Origin of the sequence: Luteitalea sp., assembly GCA_009377605.1 — a bacterium.
Lineage (GTDB): Bacteria > Acidobacteriota > Vicinamibacteria > Vicinamibacterales > Vicinamibacteraceae > WHTT01.
In genome coordinates this window covers 36,150-54,666 of the sequence record WHTT01000021.1, presented here as the reverse complement: position 1 = coordinate 54,666, position 18,517 = coordinate 36,150, and the positions used below count along the sequence as shown (strand labels likewise).

General features: G+C 64.9%; 17 protein-coding genes. 8 read left to right on the top strand and 9 right to left on the bottom strand.

Annotated features, from left to right (window positions below; translation table 11 throughout):
• Positions 1–128: 128 nt before the first annotated feature.
• The 3 genes from GEV06_09280 to GEV06_09270 are packed head-to-tail and all read left to right on the top strand — an operon-like array spanning position 129 to position 2,792.
• Positions 129–827 carry a hypothetical protein gene (locus GEV06_09280; protein ID MPZ18090.1) on the top strand — a complete coding sequence of 233 codons (699 nt, stop codon included), beginning with the start codon at positions 129–131 and terminating at the stop codon, positions 825–827.
• Between the two features lie 9 nt (positions 828–836).
• Positions 837–1,349 (top strand): hypothetical protein, encoded by a 513-nt coding sequence (locus tag GEV06_09275; GenBank protein MPZ18089.1) that lies wholly within the window; start codon positions 837–839, stop codon positions 1,347–1,349.
• Positions 1,350–1,361: 12 nt separating this feature from the next.
• Positions 1,362–2,792 carry a VWA domain-containing protein gene (locus tag GEV06_09270; protein ID MPZ18088.1) on the top strand — a complete coding sequence of 477 codons (1,431 nt, stop codon included), beginning with the start codon at positions 1,362–1,364 and terminating at the stop codon, positions 2,790–2,792.
• Between the two features lie 9 nt (positions 2,793–2,801).
• Here GEV06_09270 and GEV06_09265 read toward each other — a convergent pair whose 3' ends face one another.
• The 6 genes from GEV06_09265 to GEV06_09240 all read right to left on the bottom strand — a co-directional run bounded on the left by GEV06_09265 (position 2,802) and on the right by GEV06_09240 (position 10,790).
• Complete coding sequence (locus GEV06_09265; protein MPZ18087.1) at positions 2,802–4,091, bottom strand: aspartate kinase; 1,290 nt, start codon at positions 4,089–4,091, stop codon at positions 2,802–2,804.
• Positions 4,092–4,180: 89 nt separating this feature from the next.
• Positions 4,181–5,479 (bottom strand): threonine synthase, encoded by a 1,299-nt coding sequence (locus GEV06_09260; protein ID MPZ18086.1) that lies wholly within the window; start codon positions 5,477–5,479, stop codon positions 4,181–4,183.
• 14 nt (positions 5,480–5,493) lie between these two features.
• Complete coding sequence (gene thrB, locus GEV06_09255) at positions 5,494–6,459, bottom strand: homoserine kinase (protein MPZ18085.1); 966 nt, start codon at positions 6,457–6,459, stop codon at positions 5,494–5,496.
• A 34-nt stretch (positions 6,460–6,493) separates the two neighbouring features.
• A complete protein-coding gene (locus GEV06_09250) occupies positions 6,494–7,750 on the bottom strand; it encodes a homoserine dehydrogenase (protein ID MPZ18084.1) in 1,257 nt (418 codons plus the stop codon).
• 430 nt (positions 7,751–8,180) lie between these two features.
• Positions 8,181–9,122, bottom strand: a complete 942-nt coding sequence (locus GEV06_09245) for a LysR family transcriptional regulator (GenBank protein MPZ18083.1) — start codon at positions 9,120–9,122, stop codon at positions 8,181–8,183.
• Positions 9,123–9,305: 183 nt separating this feature from the next.
• The gene (locus tag GEV06_09240) at positions 9,306–10,790 is read right to left on the bottom strand and encodes a sulfatase-like hydrolase/transferase (protein MPZ18082.1); all 1,485 of its coding nucleotides are present in this window, start codon (positions 10,788–10,790) and stop codon (positions 9,306–9,308) included.
• 132 nt (positions 10,791–10,922) lie between these two features.
• On the opposite strand from GEV06_09240, the gene GEV06_09235 reads away from it, so the two are divergent.
• Positions 10,923–11,912, top strand: coding sequence for a peptidase S11 (locus GEV06_09235; protein ID MPZ18081.1), 990 nt, complete (start codon positions 10,923–10,925; stop codon positions 11,910–11,912).
• A gap of 49 nt (positions 11,913–11,961) precedes the next feature.
• On the opposite strand, the gene GEV06_09230 is transcribed toward GEV06_09235, so the two are convergent.
• The gene (locus tag GEV06_09230) at positions 11,962–12,300 is read right to left on the bottom strand and encodes a hypothetical protein (GenBank protein MPZ18080.1); all 339 of its coding nucleotides are present in this window, start codon (positions 12,298–12,300) and stop codon (positions 11,962–11,964) included.
• A gap of 61 nt (positions 12,301–12,361) precedes the next feature.
• Here GEV06_09230 and glgA point away from each other — a divergent pair, with 61 nt between their 5' ends.
• From glgA to trxB, 3 genes are all read left to right on the top strand, one after another.
• Positions 12,362–13,879 (top strand): glycogen synthase GlgA, encoded by a 1,518-nt coding sequence (gene glgA / locus GEV06_09225; GenBank protein ID MPZ18079.1) that lies wholly within the window; start codon positions 12,362–12,364, stop codon positions 13,877–13,879.
• A 149-nt stretch (positions 13,880–14,028) separates the two neighbouring features.
• Entirely contained in the window at positions 14,029–14,355 is a 327-nt protein-coding gene (gene trxA, locus GEV06_09220) for a thioredoxin (protein MPZ18078.1), read from the top strand.
• 112 nt (positions 14,356–14,467) lie between these two features.
• Positions 14,468–15,433: a thioredoxin-disulfide reductase gene (trxB, locus tag GEV06_09215; GenBank protein MPZ18077.1), complete on the top strand. Its 966-nt coding sequence runs from the start codon at positions 14,468–14,470 to the stop codon at positions 15,431–15,433.
• A gap of 4 nt (positions 15,434–15,437) precedes the next feature.
• Here trxB and mnmA read toward each other — a convergent pair whose 3' ends face one another.
• Both mnmA and GEV06_09205 read right to left on the bottom strand, forming a co-directional pair.
• Positions 15,438–16,505, bottom strand: a complete 1,068-nt coding sequence (gene mnmA / locus GEV06_09210) for a tRNA 2-thiouridine(34) synthase MnmA (protein MPZ18076.1) — start codon at positions 16,503–16,505, stop codon at positions 15,438–15,440.
• A 49-nt stretch (positions 16,506–16,554) separates the two neighbouring features.
• The gene (locus GEV06_09205; protein MPZ18075.1) at positions 16,555–17,754 is read right to left on the bottom strand and encodes an aminotransferase class V-fold PLP-dependent enzyme; all 1,200 of its coding nucleotides are present in this window, start codon (positions 17,752–17,754) and stop codon (positions 16,555–16,557) included.
• Between the two features lie 230 nt (positions 17,755–17,984).
• Between GEV06_09205 and GEV06_09200 the strand changes: the two genes are divergently transcribed.
• Positions 17,985–18,515, top strand: coding sequence for a polymer-forming cytoskeletal protein (locus GEV06_09200; protein MPZ18074.1), 531 nt, complete (start codon positions 17,985–17,987; stop codon positions 18,513–18,515).
• Positions 18,516–18,517: the final 2 nt, after the last annotated feature.

Here is an 18,517-nt window from a genome sequence, read left to right as displayed (position 1 = left end):
GTCGCGAACCGCAGGCCCTGCCTGACTGTGTCCTCGGGCGCTGCTAGCACGGCCAACCGCTTCCATGTTACCATCTCGTATTTGGCGTGTTCCGATGCCGCAGCAAGCGTTTTCCCGTGGGAGGCGGAGTGGCCATATTCGTCCGGCCGGTGCGAGAACAGGTTGAGCATGACCGTGTGATCCGGTTCCTGCAGACGCGGTGGCGTCGCCGTTTTGCCGTGGAAATCAACACCGGTGAGGAACGCGCAGCATCGATTCGGCTTCGCGAGACACCGCTCTATCCCGACTTGATTCTGACGCCGACCGACGGAGGCAAGCCACACGCCATCGTCGAGGTCGAGACGGGCGAATCGGTCAACCACCTGGAAGCGCTCTCACAGTGGGTCGCCTTCAGTAAAGCCAAGGCACGCTTCTACTTGTACGTGCCTGCTGCTTCGGTCGATACGGCGCGCCGGTTGTGTACCGCATTCCGCGTGGCGCCGTCGGAGATCTGGAGCTATCACACGCTCGGCGATCAGATTCGGTTCACCCAAGTGACTCGGGCGCCGGCCGCAGGTGAACGCACGGCCGAGGCGGCGGTCAAGCCGGTGCGCGCCAAGTCGGCGGCCAAGCGCCCAGCACGCGCTCCCGCCCGCGCGGCCAAGCCGTCTGGGAAGACGAAGAGTACGCCCCGGGCCACGGTAAAGCGCGCCGCCAAGGCGGTCACACGCCGCACGGGCCGGGCTGAACGCCCCGCCCGCGCCGCTGCCGCGCGGAAAACTCCGCCGGCTCGCAAGACCACCGGGACGCGGCGGGCCAAGACCGTGCGGGCGCAAAAGCGACGTTAAGGGTTTACATTGCCGTTTCTGCGCATTCTGCGCGACAAGCGCGGCATCGAGCACCTCTCCCTGTGTCAACCTGGGCGGGATGGCGACCACGGCCGCCCGCGCGTTCTCTACTGGTTTCGCAGCTCGTCCGCGGCGAAGGGCGCCGGACGGTCTCCGCTGGATGAGGCGAGCCGGCGCGAGATCGAGCGACACTTTCCTGACGTCACATTCGATTGGCAGGCGCTCTGGCAGACCGTCACGACCGCGACACTGCCGGAGCTGGCAGGACCGGCGGCGAAAGCGGGCAGCGCAGCGCCATCAGCCGCCGTCGCCGATTTGGATGTTTCTCGCGCCGCTCGAGGCTCGGCAGACCAGTCAGAGCGAAGGGGACGCCCGGACCAGGGCGCTCGAGGGGCGGAGCAGCGTGGCGCCGACCAGGATCCAGCGCGTGCCCGCCGAAATGCGCGCGCTCGTCGTCGACCGCGATCCGCACGGCGCCGCGCGGCCATGGAAGTCTCGCCGGCGTCTGAAGTCTCGGAGTAAACTTAACGAACCATGACAAGGTCGTTCCTCGCACGCGCCGTGTCCGCTGTAGTTACGTGTCTGGTCCTCGCCGCGGGAAGCGGCGTGCAGTCGTCCGGCGGGGAATGGAGCGGAGGTCTGGGAGAGGCGCCGCAACCAGCGGCCCAGGCCAAGCCGCCGGCGGCCGGTCAAGCGCCGGCGCAGAAGCCAAGGCAAAAGCCAGGGCAAAAGCCGGAGCGGAAGCCGCAGCAGCCCGGGGGACAAGAGCGGGCCGGGGGCGAAGGGCAGAAGCAAGACCCGACGTTCCGAACCGGCGTGACGATGGTTCTCCAAGACGTCCAGCCCCGCGAGAGTCGCAATGGTCAGTTCATTGCGGATCTCAAGAAGGACGACTTCGAGGTCCTCGAGGACGGCGTCGAGCAGGAGATCGTGTCATTCACGCTCGTGCACGGTGGCCGGCACTACAATCTCTTGGAGCCGCCGCCTCCGCCGCCGCAAGAAGGGCTCCTCCTCCCGACAAGCGCGCCCACCAACGACGCGGCGGGTCGAATCTTCATCCTGTTTGTCGACGACCTCCACCTCGACTTTCGGAACACGGGCCGGATCCGCGAGCTCTTCAAGAAGATCTCGACCACACTCATCCACGAAGGCGACATGTTTGCCATTGTCTCCACCGGTCCTTCGTCTTTGGCTATCGACCCGACATACGATCACAAGCGACTGGACGACGCCATCGAGCGGATCAGCGGCTCGGCGCTGCGGCCGAACGAGATCGTCGAAGGTCCCGAGGGCGCACAGGGACCCTCGGAGATCCGCTACCGGGCGCACGTTGCCTTCTCGACGGCCTACGATTTGGTCCGTGAGTTCGAGAAGATTCAGCATCGACGGAAGGCGTTCGTCTATGTGAGCAACGGATACGACTTCGATCCGTTCCCACGAGGCCGCCTCAAGTATCAGTACGAGCGGTATGGCGGGTCTACCGGCGGCGTCTACGATGGTGAAGACATCAATCCCGAAGATCCGACCGCAATTTATCGCCGGCAGGGACAGCAGTTCGCAGATGCCGATCTGGTGCGCGAGCTTGCGGAGCTCACACGCGCGTGCAACCGGGCGAACGTCACGATGTACACGATCGATCCGCGCGGTCTCGTGGGGATGCCGGACCTCGACGAGAACGTGGACATGACGGAGTTCAACGACTACATCCGCAAGTCGCAGGACAGCCTACGCGTGATCGCCGAAGAGACCGGCGGCTTTGCGGTGGTCAATCAGAACGATTTCGAGAAGGGACTCAAGCGGATCGACAACGAGACCAGCGACTACTACGTCCTCGGGTACTACACGTCCAATCCTGATCCGACACAGCGGCTACGGCGCATCGAAGTGAACGTCAACCGAAAGAACGTCAACGTGTGGCACCGTAGCTCTTATACGCTTCGCCCTGAAGAAACGTCGTCGCAATAGCGTAATCGGTCACGAAGCCTTTCGGCGGCGGGACGAGGCTGTCGTCGCAGCGCCGCTCGCTCTTGGCTTGCGCTTGCCGAAGAACTCCTCGTGAATCGCGCGGACTGCCTCGTCGAGCTGCGTGGCGCTGATCACGCAGGAGACTTTCATCTCCGACGTGCTGATGCAGTCAATGTTGATGCGATGTGTGGCCAGCGCCTCGAACATCCGCGCGGCCAAGCCTGGCGTCGACGCAATGCGTGACCCGACGATGGCGATCTTCGCGACGTCTGTCTCCACCAGGACCTCGCCGGCGATCTTGCGTTTGAGCCAGGTTGGCGCGAGCGCCCGCACGGCGGGTGCGCTATCGAGATCGACCGTGAACGTGATGCGATTACGGTCGTGCGTCGCCGCCGCTTGGATGATGAGACGTACGTTCACGCTGGCCTGCGCCAGGTCCTTGAAGACCTTTGCGGCGACGCCCGGCTCGTCATGTACGTCGAGCAGCGTGACCTTCGCAACCTTCTTGTCTGCTGTGACTCCGACGACAGCCGCTTCTTCCATCTTGATGGCTCCTCCCCGGACCCAGGTGCCTGGCCTCGTGTGGAAGCTCGATCGCACGTGGATGGGTACTCCTTCCTGCATGCAGATCTCGGCCGCTCGGGGGTGCAGCACCTTCGCACCGCTCGCGGCGAGCTCGATGCACTCCTCATAGCTCAGCTCTTCGATGAACCGCGCATTCGGCACGACATTGGGGTCTGCTGAGTAGACGCCATCGACGTCCGTGCAGATCTCGCAGACCGGCGCTTTCAGCGCGGCCGCCATGGCCGCGCCGGTAATGTCGCCACCACCTCGGCCGAGCGTCGTGATTTCGTGGCCATCGGTCACCCCCTGAAAGCCGGCCACGATGACGATTCGTCCAGCCTCGAGCTCGCGAAGAACGCGCTGGGTCTCGACCTGGTGGATGCGGGCGTTGTTGAAGGAACCGTCGGTCCGAATTCCGCACTGGGCGGCGGTCAGTGACACCGGCCGCGCACCGCGATCCTGGAGGGCAAGGCCGAGCACCGAGACGGCAATCTGCTCGCCGCACGCCAAGAGCTGGTCGAGCTCGCGGCCGTGGGGGTTGCACGAGACGCTGTTGGCCAGCGCGACCAACTGGTCAGTGGTCTTGCCCATTGCGGACACTGCGACCACTATGTGATCGTGGGTCTTACGGCACTCGAGAATGCGATCGGCGACGGCAGCCACACGCTCTGGTGTCGCGACCGAGCTGCCACCATATTTCTGCACAACGAGACGTGAACGGGAAAATCGAGGCATTTGATCAGAACAGGCGTCAGGGGTCAGGCGTCAGTCAGGCGTCAGGACATAGGCGTCAGGAGATTCATGGGGCTCCCAACGAAGGAAGCTTACTGCCCTCGGCCGTCAGCCACCGTCGCGGGGCCAACCATACTGCCCCCTGCCCCCTGGCCCCTGACCCCTTCTTCTTCGAGCCACCTGTCGAAATCGCCGAGCGAGCGACTCAGCTGGACGGGGTCGGCCATGCGGTCGACCATCAGCTCCGAGGTTTTGTAACCGTTGCCGGTAATGCAAACGACAACGGACTCGTCTGGCGCAATGCGTCCCTCCTCGATCAGCTTGCGGGCCACGGCAACCGTCGTGCCGCCCGCAGGCTCCGTGAAGATTCCTTCTGTTTCTGCCAGGAGTTGGATGGCGTCCAGAATCTCGCCGTCGGTTGCGGTGGCGCCCCAGCCGTTGGTGCCACGAAGCGTTTCGAGCACCTGAAATCCGTCCGCTGGATTGCCGATGGCAATGGACTTGGCAATCGTGGCCGGCCGCACTGGCTCCGGATGCTCGAGTCCCTCGTGGAGGGCGCGCACCACCGGTGCGCAACCGTCCGCCTGCGCTGCGTACATCTTGGGGATCTCGCCCGACGCCAACCCGAGATGACGACACTCGCGAAAGGCGCGCGCAATTCGAGGCAAGAGTGTCCCCCCCGCAACCGGCGAAACGACATGTTGTGGGAAGCGCCAGCCGAGCTGCTCGACGATCTCGAATCCCACCGTTTTGGCACCCTCGGCGTAGTAGCTGCGGAGATTGATGTTGGCAAATCCCCAGTGGTGCTTGTCGGCCACCTGTGTGCACAACCGGTTCACGTCGTCGTAGGTGCCGTGGATGGCGAGGACTTGGGGCGCGTACACCTGCGAGCCCAGCACCTTGGCAGGCTCGAGATCGTCCGGGATGAAAACGTAGCAGCTCAATCCGAGCCGCGCCGCGTGCGCCGAAACCGAGTTGGCGAGATTACCGGTCGAGGCACAGCCGAAGACGGTGAACCCCAGCTCGATGGCGCGCGTGGCGGCAACCGACACGACCCGATCCTTGTAGGAGAGCGTGGGGTGATTCACGCTGTCGTCCTTGATGTACATCTCGCGGACACCGAGGCGGGCCGCAAGACGCTCCGCCTTGACGAGCGGCGTGAACCCCGAGTTGAGGCCCGTGCGCGGCTCACCCGCGATCGGCAACAGCTCGCGATAGCGCCACAGATTCTTCGGGCGTGCCGCGACGGCATCACGGGTCAGCGTGGCACGTGCGCGCTCGTAGTCATACACGGGCTCCAGGGGGCCGAAGCATTGATCGCACACGAAGAGTGCTTCGGCGGGGAAGCGCGCATGACACAGATGACACTCGAGACCAACAAGCGTGGACATAGCAACGGGCACGATCACAGGGCCTTTGGCGCCTGGCGCGTATGGCCGCGCTGACCAATCACCGGCTCCTGGATTGCTGGCATCGTGTCGGAGGGCCGCACCGGCTGGTGAACGGACAGGTCGCGGACGACGCAAGATACACCGAGCCGGCTGTAGAGCTCCTCGAACAGCCGGACCACGGGGCCGGAATTGCCATCGACGAGCGCGGAAATCGACGGCCCCGCTCCGCTCAAGAATACGCCGACCAGCGCCGGATCCTCGAGGCGAAGTGCGTCATAGAGCCCCGGTACCAACGGTGTCCGAAACGGCTGATGCAGCCGGTCCTGCACCGCTGTGCGTAGGAGATCGACACGCCCCGCGTGCACAGCCTGGAGGAGCAGCGCGACGCGTTGCAAGTTGAAGACGGCATCGGATCTCGACACCGTGCTAGGCAGCACGTCGCGGGCCGCTTTCGTCTCGAGCCTTGTCTCCGGCGTTGCGACCACCACGCGCACCCGCTCGGGCCACGGTGACGCCAGGGCCGTGACGCGACCCGCCTCGTCCACGCAGCTCACCGTGAGACCGCCAAGGAGCGCCGGAGACGTATTGTCCGGGTGTCCCTCGAGGGCGGCGGCGGTCGCCAAGAGCTCCTCGAGCTCACACGGCTTCGTTACGGCTTCATAGAGTCGCAGGCCGGCGACGATGGCCGCTGCGCTGCTGCCGAGCCCCGCCTTCATCGGGATGGCCGAGCGAACCGTCACGCGAAGCGACGGACCGGCGCCGTGCCGGTCCGCCATCCGGCGATAGGCCTGGGCGATGAGATTCTCGCCGTCCGGGGCCACGTCGCCGAAGTCGCAGGTGAGCGTCGAGCGGTTGTCATCGACAACATCGGTCACGCGGACGTGGAGATAGAGGGAGAGCGCGAGCCCGAGCGTGTCGAAGCCCGGCCCAAGGTTGCCCATGGACGCGGGAACAGCTAACGAAAAAGGTACCCGGTTCATTTTCGGCACAGAAACGGGGACAGTCCCCGTTTCTTTATAGCATCGGCAGGCACACGGGCGGCTGGACGTTGAAGTCGAGCGCCGTGATTTCCTCCACCGCGCGGCGCATCGTCGACGCCGGGCAGCGCTCCAGTGTGACGACAAACGGCAACGCGTTCTTCGGGTTGCCAGGCTCTTGCAGGACGGCGTCGATGTTGATGGCGTGGGCCGCCAGCACCCGGGCGAGGTCTGCGATGATGCCGGGACGGTCGTGAACCACCAGGCGCAGGTAGTGGGGCGATTGCGTATCGCTCACCACCTCGGGACGTTTGGCTCCGCGCTGGCACACGTTGACTGGCTGCGCACCGTGCCGCGCGAGCGACACCAAATCCGAGACCACGGCGACGGCAGTTGGATTGCCGCCTGCGCCGTGTCCGGCAAAGAGCGTCTCGCTCCCATAGTCGCCGGTCGTCACAACGATGTTGCGGCTGCCGAGAATGGCGGCGAGCGGAGAAGATTGCGGCACGAGCGCGGGGCCGACGCTGGCTTCGAGGCGCTCGTCCGCGTCCGCTCTGAGCGCGACGCGCGACACTTGGCGGATGGTGGCTTGCAACCGACGGGCGTAGGTGAAGTCGATGTGATCGAGCGCGTGGATCGAATAGGCCGGCACCTGCGCCGGCTCGAGCTCGACGCCGAGCCCCACGCGCGCGAGGATGCACAGCTTTGCGCGCGCGTCGTACCCATCGACGTCTTCTTTGGGATCGGCCTCTGCGTAGCCGCGCTCTTGTGCTTCGCGGAGCGCCGCCGCATAGCTCACGCCGCCGTGCTCGATTCGGGTGAGCATGAAGTTGCACGTGCCGTTCAGGATGCCCACGATGCTTCGCAGCCGATCGCCGGCAATGCCGTCCCGCACGCCGCGCACGACCGGAATGCCGCCGCCAACGGCCGCCTCGAAGGCAAGCTCCGTGTGATGTCGGCACGCAAGCTCGAGCAGCTCGCCGCCGCGCGTGGCAATGAGCTGTTTGTTCGCCGTGACCACGGCCTTACCAGCTTCGAGCGACCGTGCAACCCACGTTGCGGCCGGATCGAGCCCGCCGACGAGCTCCACGACGACGTCGACCGGAAAGTCGAGAAGGTCGTCGAAGCAGTCGGTCCACTGCACGTCGGGCGGCAGCCAATCCACACGCTTGGCCGCAACGTGACGGTTGCAGACATGCGTCACCCGGAGCAAGCCATCGCGACGCTCCGTGATAAGGCGGGCAACGGCCGTACCTACCGTTCCGAAGCCGACAAGGCCGACGTTTAGGGGCATAGGGGCAAGGGTGACAAGGTGAGGGGGTGACAGGGTGAATGGGTGACCTCGTGACACGGTGACCGGGTGATAAGGCGCGGTGTGATTCGATACCCAGGACGAAGATGGGGCGAGGCTTTCACTGCGTTCGATGCAATTGCCTACGTCCGAAAACCCTCCTTCACCTTGTCACCCCATCACCCGGCCACCTTGTCACCCATCGTCTAGTCACCCCATCACCTTGTCACTCGCCGCACGCGCCTGGGCAATCTGCTGGTGGATCAGCTCTTTGATCCAGACAACCGGCTTGGGTTGAACACTCAACAGGGCTCGCCAGTCGGCTTCGGTGATGCTGATACTGATAACTCGTTCGCTCGGCATAATCGCTCATGATAGCCTGCCGGCGTTCGCAACGAAAATAGAATGTGTGCATTCAATCCATGAGCAGAAGTCATTCTTCAGGCTCTGAGCCCACGCGATCCTTGCCCGCAGCCGGCGACAGCCGCAGCTTGGGGCGGATCCGCTCGAATGTCGAGAGAACCTCCTGCACCGCTCGGGGGACACGGCTCGACCTCACGTAGACCCAGCCAGTTTTGCGAATCAGCTTCTGACCGTGGATGCGCGCGCAGAAGAACTGTCCGTTCTGCATCTCCCGCGCGACCGATTGGTAAGAGATGATCGTGATACCGAGACCTGCCCGGACGCACGCCTTGATGATCTCGACGTTCTCGGTGTCGGTGACCACGTGTGGATCGATGCGCGCGCGGGTGAAGAACTCGTCGATGACACGCCGAGTGTTCGACCCCTGCTCGAAGAGCACGAACGATTCACCGCGTAGGTCCTGCGGCAAGACACGCTTCTTGGTGGCGAGGGGGTGATTCGGGCCCGTCACTACCAGCAACTCTTCTTCGGACGCGGGTACCGTCACGAGGTCTGCGTGCTGAATGGGGAGCGTCAGCAGTGCAAGGTCGGTAGCGCCCGCGCGGAGCGCCGCCGTGCACTTGTCCGTGCTTCCCGCGACGATCTTCACATCCGCGCCCGGATGGAGCTTACGGAACTCTCTGAGCAGGATCGGGAACACGTACAGGCTGACGGTCATGCCGCCCGCGAGGCGCAATGGTCCCGTGTACGACCGGCGCGTGTCGGTGATGCTCGACACCGTGTCGTGCACGTCGTTGAACACGCGATGACTGAGCTGCAGGAGCGATTCACCGGCGGCCGTGATCCGAATGCGCCTTCCCACCCGCAGAAACACGGGCTCACCGAGCTCCTCTTCGAGCAGCAGGATCTGTCGACTGATCGCGGACTGCGAGACGTTTAGCTTCGTGCCCGCCGCGGTAAAGGATCCTGCCTCCGCTATGGCGCGGATGATTTCGAGCTGTCGAAGGTCCATCGAAGGCTAAAGCGTAGCACATCGTCTCAGGGGTCAAGGGACCAAGGGATCTAGGGATCTAGGGACAAGGAGGTCGCGACAGCGGGCGTTCTTCTTTCCTTTACCTCTTGGCGTAAGACTTCGATCCCTTTGCTCCCTTGATCCCTTGACCCCTTGATCCCTTGACCCCTTGATCCCTTGACCCTACGGCGTAACCACGTTGAAGGCTTCAACCGGCGAGGAGGTGCGCGCAGTGCGCATGGTTGCCGCCATCCGCGCGACGATCTCCGGATGTTCGGAGGCGAGGTCACGCGTCTCATGGGGGTCGGCGTCGAGGTCGTACAGCTCGATGGGCGCCTGCGGATTCTCGTTGAGGCTCACACGCACGCCCTTCCATCGCCCGACGCGCGCCGCCTGCTGCCCGCCACCGGCGGCAAACTCCCAGTAGAGGAAGTCGTGTGCACGTTGCTCCTCCGCCCGTCCGAGCAGCGCCGGAAGGAACGAGAGCCCGTCGGTCGGCGGGGCCTGGAGCCCCAACAGCTCCGCACAAGTCGCCCAGACATCCCAGGTCGCGGCGACATGCTCGGAAACGGTTCCAGCGGGGATCCGACCGGGCCAGGAGGCAATGAAGGGAACCCGGATGCCGCCCTCGTAGAGGGCTCCCTTGCGGCCGCGCAGGCCGCCCAGGCTCTGGAAGAACTCGAGGTCGATGTTGGCGGATGCGCCGTTGTCGCTCGTGAACAGGATCAACGTGTTCTGCGCAAGGCCGAGCGCGTGCAACTCGTCGACGATCCGTCCGACCTGCGTGTCGAGGTACGAGATCATGGCGGCGTAGGTCGCGCGCGGTGTGCGATTCGGGAGATAGCCCTCGTCACCGCGATAGGGTGTTTCAGGAAATTGGCCCTCGTACGGCGCGAGCGCTGCTTCGGGAACCTGCAACGCAAGATGCGGGAGCGTGGGCGCGTAGTAGAGAAAGAAGGGTTCGTGGCGGTGCTGGCGGAGAAACGCCAGCGCCTGGTCGGTCATCCGGTCGACGGCATACTCACGACCGCGAAACGGCGCATACGCTGTCGAATCGTCTGGATCACCCTTCAAGCGTTGGTGTGGATCGAAGTATGTGTTGTCGAGCGGCACCCGCTCGTCGTTGCGCCAGAGGTGCGTCGGATAGTAGTTGTGCGCCTGCTTCTGATCGAGATATCCAAAGAACGAGTCGAAGCCTTGCAGGTGGGGCAGGCCGGTCGAGCCGGGACCGCCGAGGCCCCACTTGCCGACGGCGCCGGTCGCGTACCCCTGCCGCTGAAGCCAACGGGCCACGGTGGGCGTCTGAGGAAGCAGCGCGAGCTGGCCGCGCTCCTCATCGTCTCGGAAGCCACCGAGCTCGAAATTGCCGCGCACGTACGCGTGGCCGCTGTGCAGGCCGGTGAGGAGTGTGGCACGCGATGGAGCGCAGACCGGGCTCCCGACGTAGAACTGCGTGAAGCGCATGCCCTCGGCGGCGAGCCGATCGATCCGCCGCGTGCGGATTCGCTGCTGTCCATAGGCGCCGATCTCCCCGTAGCCGAGGTCGTCTGCAAACAGGACCACGAGGTTGGGACGGTCGGTGGCAGCGGGATCGGGTCGCCCGTCAGTGGCGCCCACCACGGAGAGAACGATGCAGAGCGTGATGAGCAGCATGGGACGCGAGCGCATAGGGAGGTGAGTATATGACGAGCGGGCTTGCAATCTCTGCGGCAGAGTTGGTAGAATGACGGCACTTCGCTAACGCCTGGCTCCCAGCTCGGGCATGCGGGGGACATTCTTGACAATTTAGGTTGTGAATTCATGGGTAGACCTGGATTCGTCTGGGCCGCGAGGGCCGTCGTCTTCCTTGTTGGCGGTGTGGTGGTGTCGGCGGGCGCGGGCGTCGAGGCCGCCTATCGTCCCGCCGTGCAGATCGCCGGCGAAGCTCGCTTGGACCAGCCCAGGCTTGCCAGCGCGCCAGCCGCGGCGCCATCGCAGCGGTCCGGCAAGCGGCGCTTCAGGCGGGACGCGAACGGTGAGCTGATCCCGGACGTCCGGGCCGCCGCCGCCGTCATTTACAACCCCGTCACGCAAGAAATCATCTACGCGGAGAACGCCGACGACCAGCGGTCGATTGCGAGCATCACCAAGGTCATGACGGCGCTCATCGTCCTCGCGAGCGAGCCTGATCTCTCGCGCCGGATCGACGTGGCGCCTTCCGACGTCCACGCCGCATCCCACACCTATCTTCGGGCGCGCGAGCGGTTGTCGGTCAACGAGCTGTTGCATTTGATGCTCATTGGCTCGGACAACGCCGCCGCCCGTGCGATTGCCCGCGAATCCGTGCTCGGGTACAGCGGGTTCATCGACGCGATGAACGCGAAGGCAACGGCTCTGGGCCTTTCGAGCACACACTACGCCGATCCGTCGGGGCTGGATCCTGCCAATGTTTCCTCCGCGTATGACATGGCACGGCTCATCTCGTTTGCCGTGGGCAGCGAGCGCATCGCCGAGGTCATGCGCACCCCGGAGTACCGGCTCAGGATCAACAAGCGACGGGTCAAGCTCAAGAACACCAACAAGCTCCTTGGGGGCGACGTCGACGTGCAGGGCGGGAAGACCGGCTTCATCCGAAAGGCGGGTTATTGCCTTGCCGCGTTGCTGAAGCTTCCGACCGGTGACCCGGTTGCCGTCGTGGTGCTCGGCGCCCGGTCCAATGCGGGGCGCTTCGTCGAGGCAAGGCACCTCCTGAACTGGCTGAACGAGCGCGGCGCGCCCGTGCTCACGACCGCGACATCTACCCAGCCGTAGTCGCATCCCACACAGAGCAGCTGCGTGCCACGTGCGCCTCGTCGTCATGTCACAGCTGCGTGATGCGGCCGAGCGCCGTCTGAAGTACACTGAGGCTTCCGGCGTCGAGCGTTAAATCGAGCGTCAACCCTGCCCGCCCGAGCCAAACCATCATGAGCAAGTCGCGCAAGAACGATTCACCAACGTCATCCCCTTCTACCGATCCCCCATCCAGCGGCACACGCCGTCGGAGAGCTGCTCGATCCTCTGCGCCGACCGACGGCGCGAAAGCCGATACCAACGTTCCTGCACCACCGAGCGAGACGAGCTCCGCAGCGCACAGCTCGTCTGCGAGCGTCGAGCGCCCAGCACCAGCGCGCCGCGGCGGGCGTCGCCGCGCCGGAGCCACGACCACCAGGACGCCCGCGCCAGTCGAGAGACGGGAAGCCCCTCTGGCGCAGCGCCCTGAAATGCCACCACTCCGGATTCTCTTCGTCGCGTCGGAGGCCACCCCGTTTGCGAAGACCGGCGGCCTCGCGGACGTCGCAGGGGGGCTGTCAAAAGCACTCGGGAGCCTGGGCCACGACGTCACGCTCGTCGTGCCGAGATATCGCGGTGTTTCCGTCACGGGCGATGCGCGTTTACGGCTGGCCGTCGAGATGGGAGGCAAACGCTACGACACGGCGTTCTACGAAGAGCCGCTTGGACCGGGCGCACGCGCCGTGCTCGTTGACCACCCTCCGCTATTCGACCGCGAGCATCTCTACGGCGTTGGCAGCCAAGACTATCCTGACAACCCGAGACGCTTCGGCCTGCTCGCCCAGGCTGCGCTCCAGTACGCGAGCGCCCGGGGCCTCGAGCCAGACGTCATCCACGCGAACGACTGGCAAACAGGTCTCCTTCCCGTGTACCTGCGGACCCAGTACGCGGACCATCCGACGCTAGGACACGCGGCAACGGTCTTCACGGTTCACAACGTCGCGTACCAGGGATTGTGCCCGTCGACGTGGCTCCCGGAGCTCGGTCTCGGTTGGGCGCTCTTCAACGTCGACGCGCTCGAATACTGGCTGCACGTCAGTTTCTTGAAGGGCGGGATCCTCTTCGCGGATGTGGTGACGACCGTCAGCGAGGGCTACGCCAACGAGCTCTTGACGCACGAGTTTGCGTTTGGCTTCGAGGGCGTCTTCCGCAAGCGCCGCGAGCACTTCTTTGGTGTGCTCAATGGAATAGACCAGGAGATCTGGGATCCAGCGCGCGACGCGTTTCTTCCCAAGCCCTACACCGCAGATGACATGTCCGGCAAGGCGGATGCCAAGCGCAAGCTGCTCGATTCGTACGCTCTTCCGGTGGACGAGGCGAGGCTCGAGCGCCCCCTCATCGCGATGATCTCGCGAATGGTGGATCAGAAGGGGCTGGATCTCATTGCGGAGGCCGCCGACGATCTGGCTGGGCTGGACGCGAGCTTCGTGATTCTCGGCACGGGCGAGGCGCGCTACCAAGAGATGTGGAGGGATCTCGCGCGTCGCTATCCGGACCGGATTGGCGTTCGCATCGGGTTCGACGAGCCGCTGGCCCATCTCATCGAGGCAGGCGCGGATCTCTTCATGATGCCTTCCCGCTTCGAGCCGTGCGGCTTGAATCAGCTGTACAGTCTCCGTTACGGTACACTACCGGTGGTCCGTGCCACCGGGGGGCTCGGCGACACCGTCGCGAACTACCAGCCGGGGACCGACCAAGGGCAGGGGTTCACCTTTCGGGAAGCCACTGGCCGCGCCCTCCTCGAGGCGCTGCAGAGGGCAATCAGCGTGTATCGGAACGCGCCCGCAGATTGGAAGCGCATGCAACACAGCGGAATGCTGCGGGACTTCTCGTGGCAGGCGTCCGCCCGCGCCTACACGGCACTCTATCGGCTGGCGCAGCGCGACGGCTCGGAGCGGCTCAAGCTTCAAGGGGCGAGGGTCGAGCGTCGAGGTGTCCGGGGCGGCTGACGCCGACGACAAGAAGGGGCGCTTCCATCGGGGCTCACGAGGGCAGGGTCGCCTCGCCGAGGCGGCCGCTTAGAACCTCGAAGTGTCGGAAAGGCGTCCTAGAAATAGGCCCGACGAGACTTGGGCCGCGTATCATATGGAGAACACTGATGGCATCTGAGAAGATTCAGACGTTGACGGTCAGCAACTTCGAACAGGTTGTCGGCTCACCGAACCCGGTGCTCGTTGACTTCTGGGCGGAGTGGTGTGGGCCTTGCCGGATGATAGCGCCCGTCATCGAGGACTTGGCAACGACGTTCGATGGCCGCGCCGTGATGGCCAAGTTGAACGTCGACGAGCATCCGACGGTGGCTGAGAAGTTCAACGTCCGGAGCATCCCAACGCTGCTGCTCTTCAAGCAGGGCGAGCTGGTCGAGTCGGTCGTTGGCGTCCAGCCGCGGGAGACCCTCAAGCAGCTCATCGAAAAGCACGCGTAACAGGTTCTTGGTCCCTGGTGCTTAGTCCTTGCTGCGATGCTCGCACCACCAGACAGATACTGCAGCAGGAACCAGGGACTACGAACCAAGGACCAAGGACTACCAACCACGCATGCCCCGCGAAGTCGTCATCATCGGTTCGGGTCCCGCCGGCCTCACAGCGGCGCTCTACTGTGCGCGAGCGAATCTACGTCCCGTCTTGTTCGAGGGGATCACACCGGGCGGTCAGCTGATGACCACCACCATGGTCGAGAACTGGCCCGGCATGCGCGACGGCATCATGGGACCGGAGCTGATGGCCGAGATGCGAGCGCAAGCGGAGCGCTTCGGCACGGAGATTCGCACGAGCGAGGTGTCGCGGGTCGATTTGTCGCGACCGCCATTTCTCGTCGTGGGAGACGACGGAACGGAGCTCCGAACGCGGGCCCTCATCGTCGCCACCGGCGCGTCGCCGATGTTGCTCGGCCTGCCGGCCGAGGCGAAGCTGATGGGGCACGGCGTCTCCACCTGCGCGACCTGTGACGGTTTCTTCTTTCGCGACAAAGCGGTTGCCGTCGTTGGTGGTGGTGACTCCGCGATGGAAGAAGCCACCTATCTCGCCCGCCTGGCCTCGCAAGTCACGGTGATCCACCGGCGCGACGAGCTGCGTGCGTCGAAGATCATGCAGGAGAAGGCCCTTGCCAACCCGAAGATCACCTTTCTCTGGAACACCGTCGTCGACGACATCAACGATGTCGCGCGCGGGGAGGTGACCGAAGTCGCGCTGCGCAACACCAAGACCAGTGAGTCGAGCACGGTTCCGGTCGACGGTCTCTTCCTCGCGATCGGACATCGGCCGAACACGGCGCTCTTCACAGCGCAACTGGAGATGGATCGGAACGGATATCTCCTCGCACGCAACGGCACGTTGACCAACGTGCCGGGGGTCTTTGCATGCGGCGACGTGCAAGACCACGTCTACCGGCAGGCGGTCACGGCCGCCGGGTCGGGATGCATGGCAGCTCTGGACGCCGAACGGTACTTGGAAGGAATTCCGCGCGATACCTACGACACCGAGCCGGTCTCAGAGGCGACGTGACCGGTCACTCGATCCATCCTCCTCCCAGCACCTTATCGTCCGCATAGAAGACCGCCGCCTGCCCAGGTGCGATGGCTGCTTGCGGCTCGTCGAAGTCGATCCGCGCGCGAGTGGCGCTGATTGGCGTCACGCTGGCTGGCGCCGGGCGATGCCGATGGCGGATCTGAACGTCCGCACGGATCGATCCGGACGGGCTGGTCCCGGCGACCCAGTTGACCGTCGCGGCTGTGAGCGTGGCTCGCCCCAGCGCCTCACGTGGGCCCACGGTGACCTCGTTGGTCACCGAGTCGATGGCGACGACATAGAGGGGGATGCCAGTCGCAAGGCCTAGTCCCTTCCGCTGGCCGACCGTGAAGCGATGGACGCCGTCGTGCCGTCCGAGAGGGCGTCCCTGCTCGTCTGCAATGACGCCGGCCGACGGCCTTCCACCCACCGCGTGCCGCTCGACGAACTCGGCGTGGCGACCGGGCGGCACGAAGCAAATCTCCTGACTATCTGGCTTGTCTGCCACCGGCAAGCCCCGCTCGCGCGCGATGGCGCGGACCTCCGGCTTGGTGAGGTGCCCGACGGGGAAACGAGCCCGCGCGAGCTGTGCCTGCGTCAGCGAGAAGAGAAAGTACGACTGGTCACGGGCCGTGTCACGCCCTCGGCGCAAGCGATAGCGCCGTGTCGTCTCGTCGAAGTCGACCTGAGCGTAATGTCCCGTGGCAAGACACTCCGCGTCGAGCCCGCGGACGCGGTCCAGTAGCGTCGCGAACTTCACCTCGCTATTGCAGCGCGTGCAGGGTATCGGCGTGCGGCCCGACACATACTCACGTACGAAATTGTCAACCACCTGCGTGTGGAACTGTGACTCGAAGTTGACGATGTAGTGGGGGAGACCGAGCCGTCCTGCCACGCGCCTGGCATCATGCAGATCGTCGAGCGTGCAGCAGCGGCCGAAGCGCACCTCGCCCTCGCGCTGATCGTAGAGCTGCATCGACAGACCGATAGTCTCGTAGCCCTCGTCTGCGAGCAGCGCGGCGGCGACCGAGGAGTCGACGCCGCCCGACATGGCAACTGCGGCGCGCATGGGGAGAGTTGTGAGTTCTGAGTGTTGAGCTCTGAGTTAGTTCTTGGTGTTAAGAGCCAAGAACTGCTTCGTGCTGAGCGCGCTGATCCGTGACGGCGCGGAGTCGCTCGACCAGACGAGGCAAGAGCTCGACCACCCGATCGACCTCCGCCTCGGTGTTGTCGTGACCCAGGCTGAAGCGCAAGGAGTTGCGCGCGCGCGTGGCGCCAAATCCCATCGCCTGCAGCACGTGGGACGGCTCGAGCGTGCCCGAGGAGCAGGCAGAGCCAGTCGACACGGCCACGCCCTCGAGATCGAGCGCGATGAGCAGCGACTCTGCTTCGATGCCCTCGAAGCTGATATTCGACGTATTGGGTACCCGAGGCGCACCCTCACCGCTCACGGCGATGGCGGGAACACCCCGTCGGACGCCTGTCTCCAAGCGATCCCGCAACGCGCCGATGCGTGCCGGCTCGCCGCTCAGCGGATCGGCACCTTCGAGCGCAAGCTGCGCGGCGACGCCGAGGCCAACGATAGCGGGCAGGTTCTCCGTGCCGGCACGTCGGTTCTTTTCCTGGCGGCCGCCGGTGAGCGTCGCCGACAAGCGCGTGCCGCGCCGAATCCACAAGGCGCCCACACCCTTGGGACCGTGAAACTTGTGTCCCGAGAGCGACAGGAGGTCGACGCCCAGGGCGCGCACGTCGATCGGCAGCTTCCCAACCGACTGGACTGCGTCGGTATGGAATAGGGCCCCTTGGGCGGCGGCCTTCGCTGCGAGCTCGGCAATCGGTTGAACCGTGCCAATCTCGTTGTTCGCCTGCATCACCGACACGAGCGCCGTCTCCTCGGTGACGGCCGCCTCGAGCGCGTCAGGCTCCACCAGTCCCTCGGACGTGACTGGCAGCAGCGTCGTCGTCCAGCCGCGCCGTTCGAGCGCTTTGAGCGTATTGAGGACCGCCTCGTGCTCGATGGCGCTGGCGGCGAGATGCCGGCGGCCGGTCGGGGCGAGGGCGTCGGCCGCACCGCGCAGGGCGAAGTTGTCCGCCTCGGTTCCGCCGCTGGTGAAGACAATCTCGTCGGGCCGGCCGCCGATGAGCGCCGCGACGGCAGAGCGCGCCGCATCGAGCGCCGCCTTCGCGCGTTGACCAAAGTAATGAACGCTCGAGGGGTTCCCGAACGTGTCGCGCAGGATGCCCGCCATGGCGTCCACGACCGCCGGGGCCGGCGGCGTGGTAGCGTTGTGGTCGAAGTAGATGCGTGCGACGCCCATGACCTGGGTCCTCTGGTTTGGCGGTGCCGTGCCGCGCCCCCGGGCAGAACACCGACGAAACAGTAACCACCCATATTAGCACTGGCGGTTGGCGTCTCAGCAGTTTGCGCTACCGACGTCCAGGACGGTACGAAGACTACTAGACATCGTCCATGCGGCTTCCGTATACTGACAGCCTCATAGGTTGATCGGCCAACAATCGTGAAGTCGCGTTTTTCGGAGAAGACCCCATGTGGAAACGGGATGAGGCACCACGGCCAGCGGCAGGCAGCGCCCCCGCGAAGGCGATGCCGTCGCAGCCACCCCCAACCATGAACCCGCCGGCAGCGCCTCGGTCGCAGGCCTCCTCTGGAAGGGATGTCGTGAATATCGGGAAATCTGTCGTGATCAAGGGCGAGCTGAATGGCAGCGAGGATCTCACCATCGAGGGCCAGGTCGACGGCAAAATCGAGCTGCGAGAGCATGTGCTGACGATCGGCGGGAATGGGAAGATCAAGGCGCAGGTTTTCGCGAAGTCCATCATTGTTCTGGGCGAGGTCGTGGGCAATATCACCGCCTCGGAAAAGGTCGATATCCGGGACAACGGCTCGGTGGACGGCGACATTACATCCCCCAAGGTGGCGATCGCAGAGGGGGCGCACTTCAGGGGCAGCATCGACATGCAGCGGGGGCCACGACCGGCCGCACGGCCCGCGGAGGCGAGGCCGCCACAGGCCGCGGCCGCCGCGACCGTGGGAGGCAGCGCAGTTCTGAAAGCGTAGGA

What these genes read in the sequence shown, in the direction of transcription:
- GEV06_09270 (MPZ18088.1), top strand. Translation starts at nt 1,362, where the DNA reads ATGACAAGGTCGTTCCTCGCACGCGCCGTGTCCGCTGTAGTTACGTGT.
- GEV06_09265 (MPZ18087.1), bottom strand. Translation starts at nt 4,091, where the DNA reads ATGCCTCGATTTTCCCGTTCACGTCTCGTTGTGCAGAAATATGGTGGC.
- GEV06_09260 (MPZ18086.1), bottom strand. Translation starts at nt 5,479, where the DNA reads ATGTCCACGCTTGTTGGTCTCGAGTGTCATCTGTGTCATGCGCGCTTC.
- thrB (MPZ18085.1), bottom strand. Translation starts at nt 6,459, where the DNA reads ATGAACCGGGTACCTTTTTCGTTAGCTGTTCCCGCGTCCATGGGCAAC.
- GEV06_09250 (MPZ18084.1), bottom strand. Translation starts at nt 7,750, where the DNA reads ATGCCCCTAAACGTCGGCCTTGTCGGCTTCGGAACGGTAGGTACGGCC.
- GEV06_09245 (MPZ18083.1), bottom strand. Translation starts at nt 9,122, where the DNA reads ATGGACCTTCGACAGCTCGAAATCATCCGCGCCATAGCGGAGGCAGGA.
- GEV06_09240 (MPZ18082.1), bottom strand. Translation starts at nt 10,790, where the DNA reads ATGCGCTCGCGTCCCATGCTGCTCATCACGCTCTGCATCGTTCTCTCC.
- GEV06_09235 (MPZ18081.1), top strand. Translation starts at nt 10,923, where the DNA reads ATGGGTAGACCTGGATTCGTCTGGGCCGCGAGGGCCGTCGTCTTCCTT.
- glgA (MPZ18079.1), top strand. Translation starts at nt 12,362, where the DNA reads ATGCCACCACTCCGGATTCTCTTCGTCGCGTCGGAGGCCACCCCGTTT.
- trxA (MPZ18078.1), top strand. Translation starts at nt 14,029, where the DNA reads ATGGCATCTGAGAAGATTCAGACGTTGACGGTCAGCAACTTCGAACAG.
- trxB (MPZ18077.1), top strand. Translation starts at nt 14,468, where the DNA reads ATGCCCCGCGAAGTCGTCATCATCGGTTCGGGTCCCGCCGGCCTCACA.
- mnmA (MPZ18076.1), bottom strand. Translation starts at nt 16,505, where the DNA reads ATGCGCGCCGCAGTTGCCATGTCGGGCGGCGTCGACTCCTCGGTCGCC.
- GEV06_09205 (MPZ18075.1), bottom strand. Translation starts at nt 17,754, where the DNA reads ATGGGCGTCGCACGCATCTACTTCGACCACAACGCTACCACGCCGCCG.
- GEV06_09200 (MPZ18074.1), top strand. Translation starts at nt 17,985, where the DNA reads ATGTGGAAACGGGATGAGGCACCACGGCCAGCGGCAGGCAGCGCCCCC.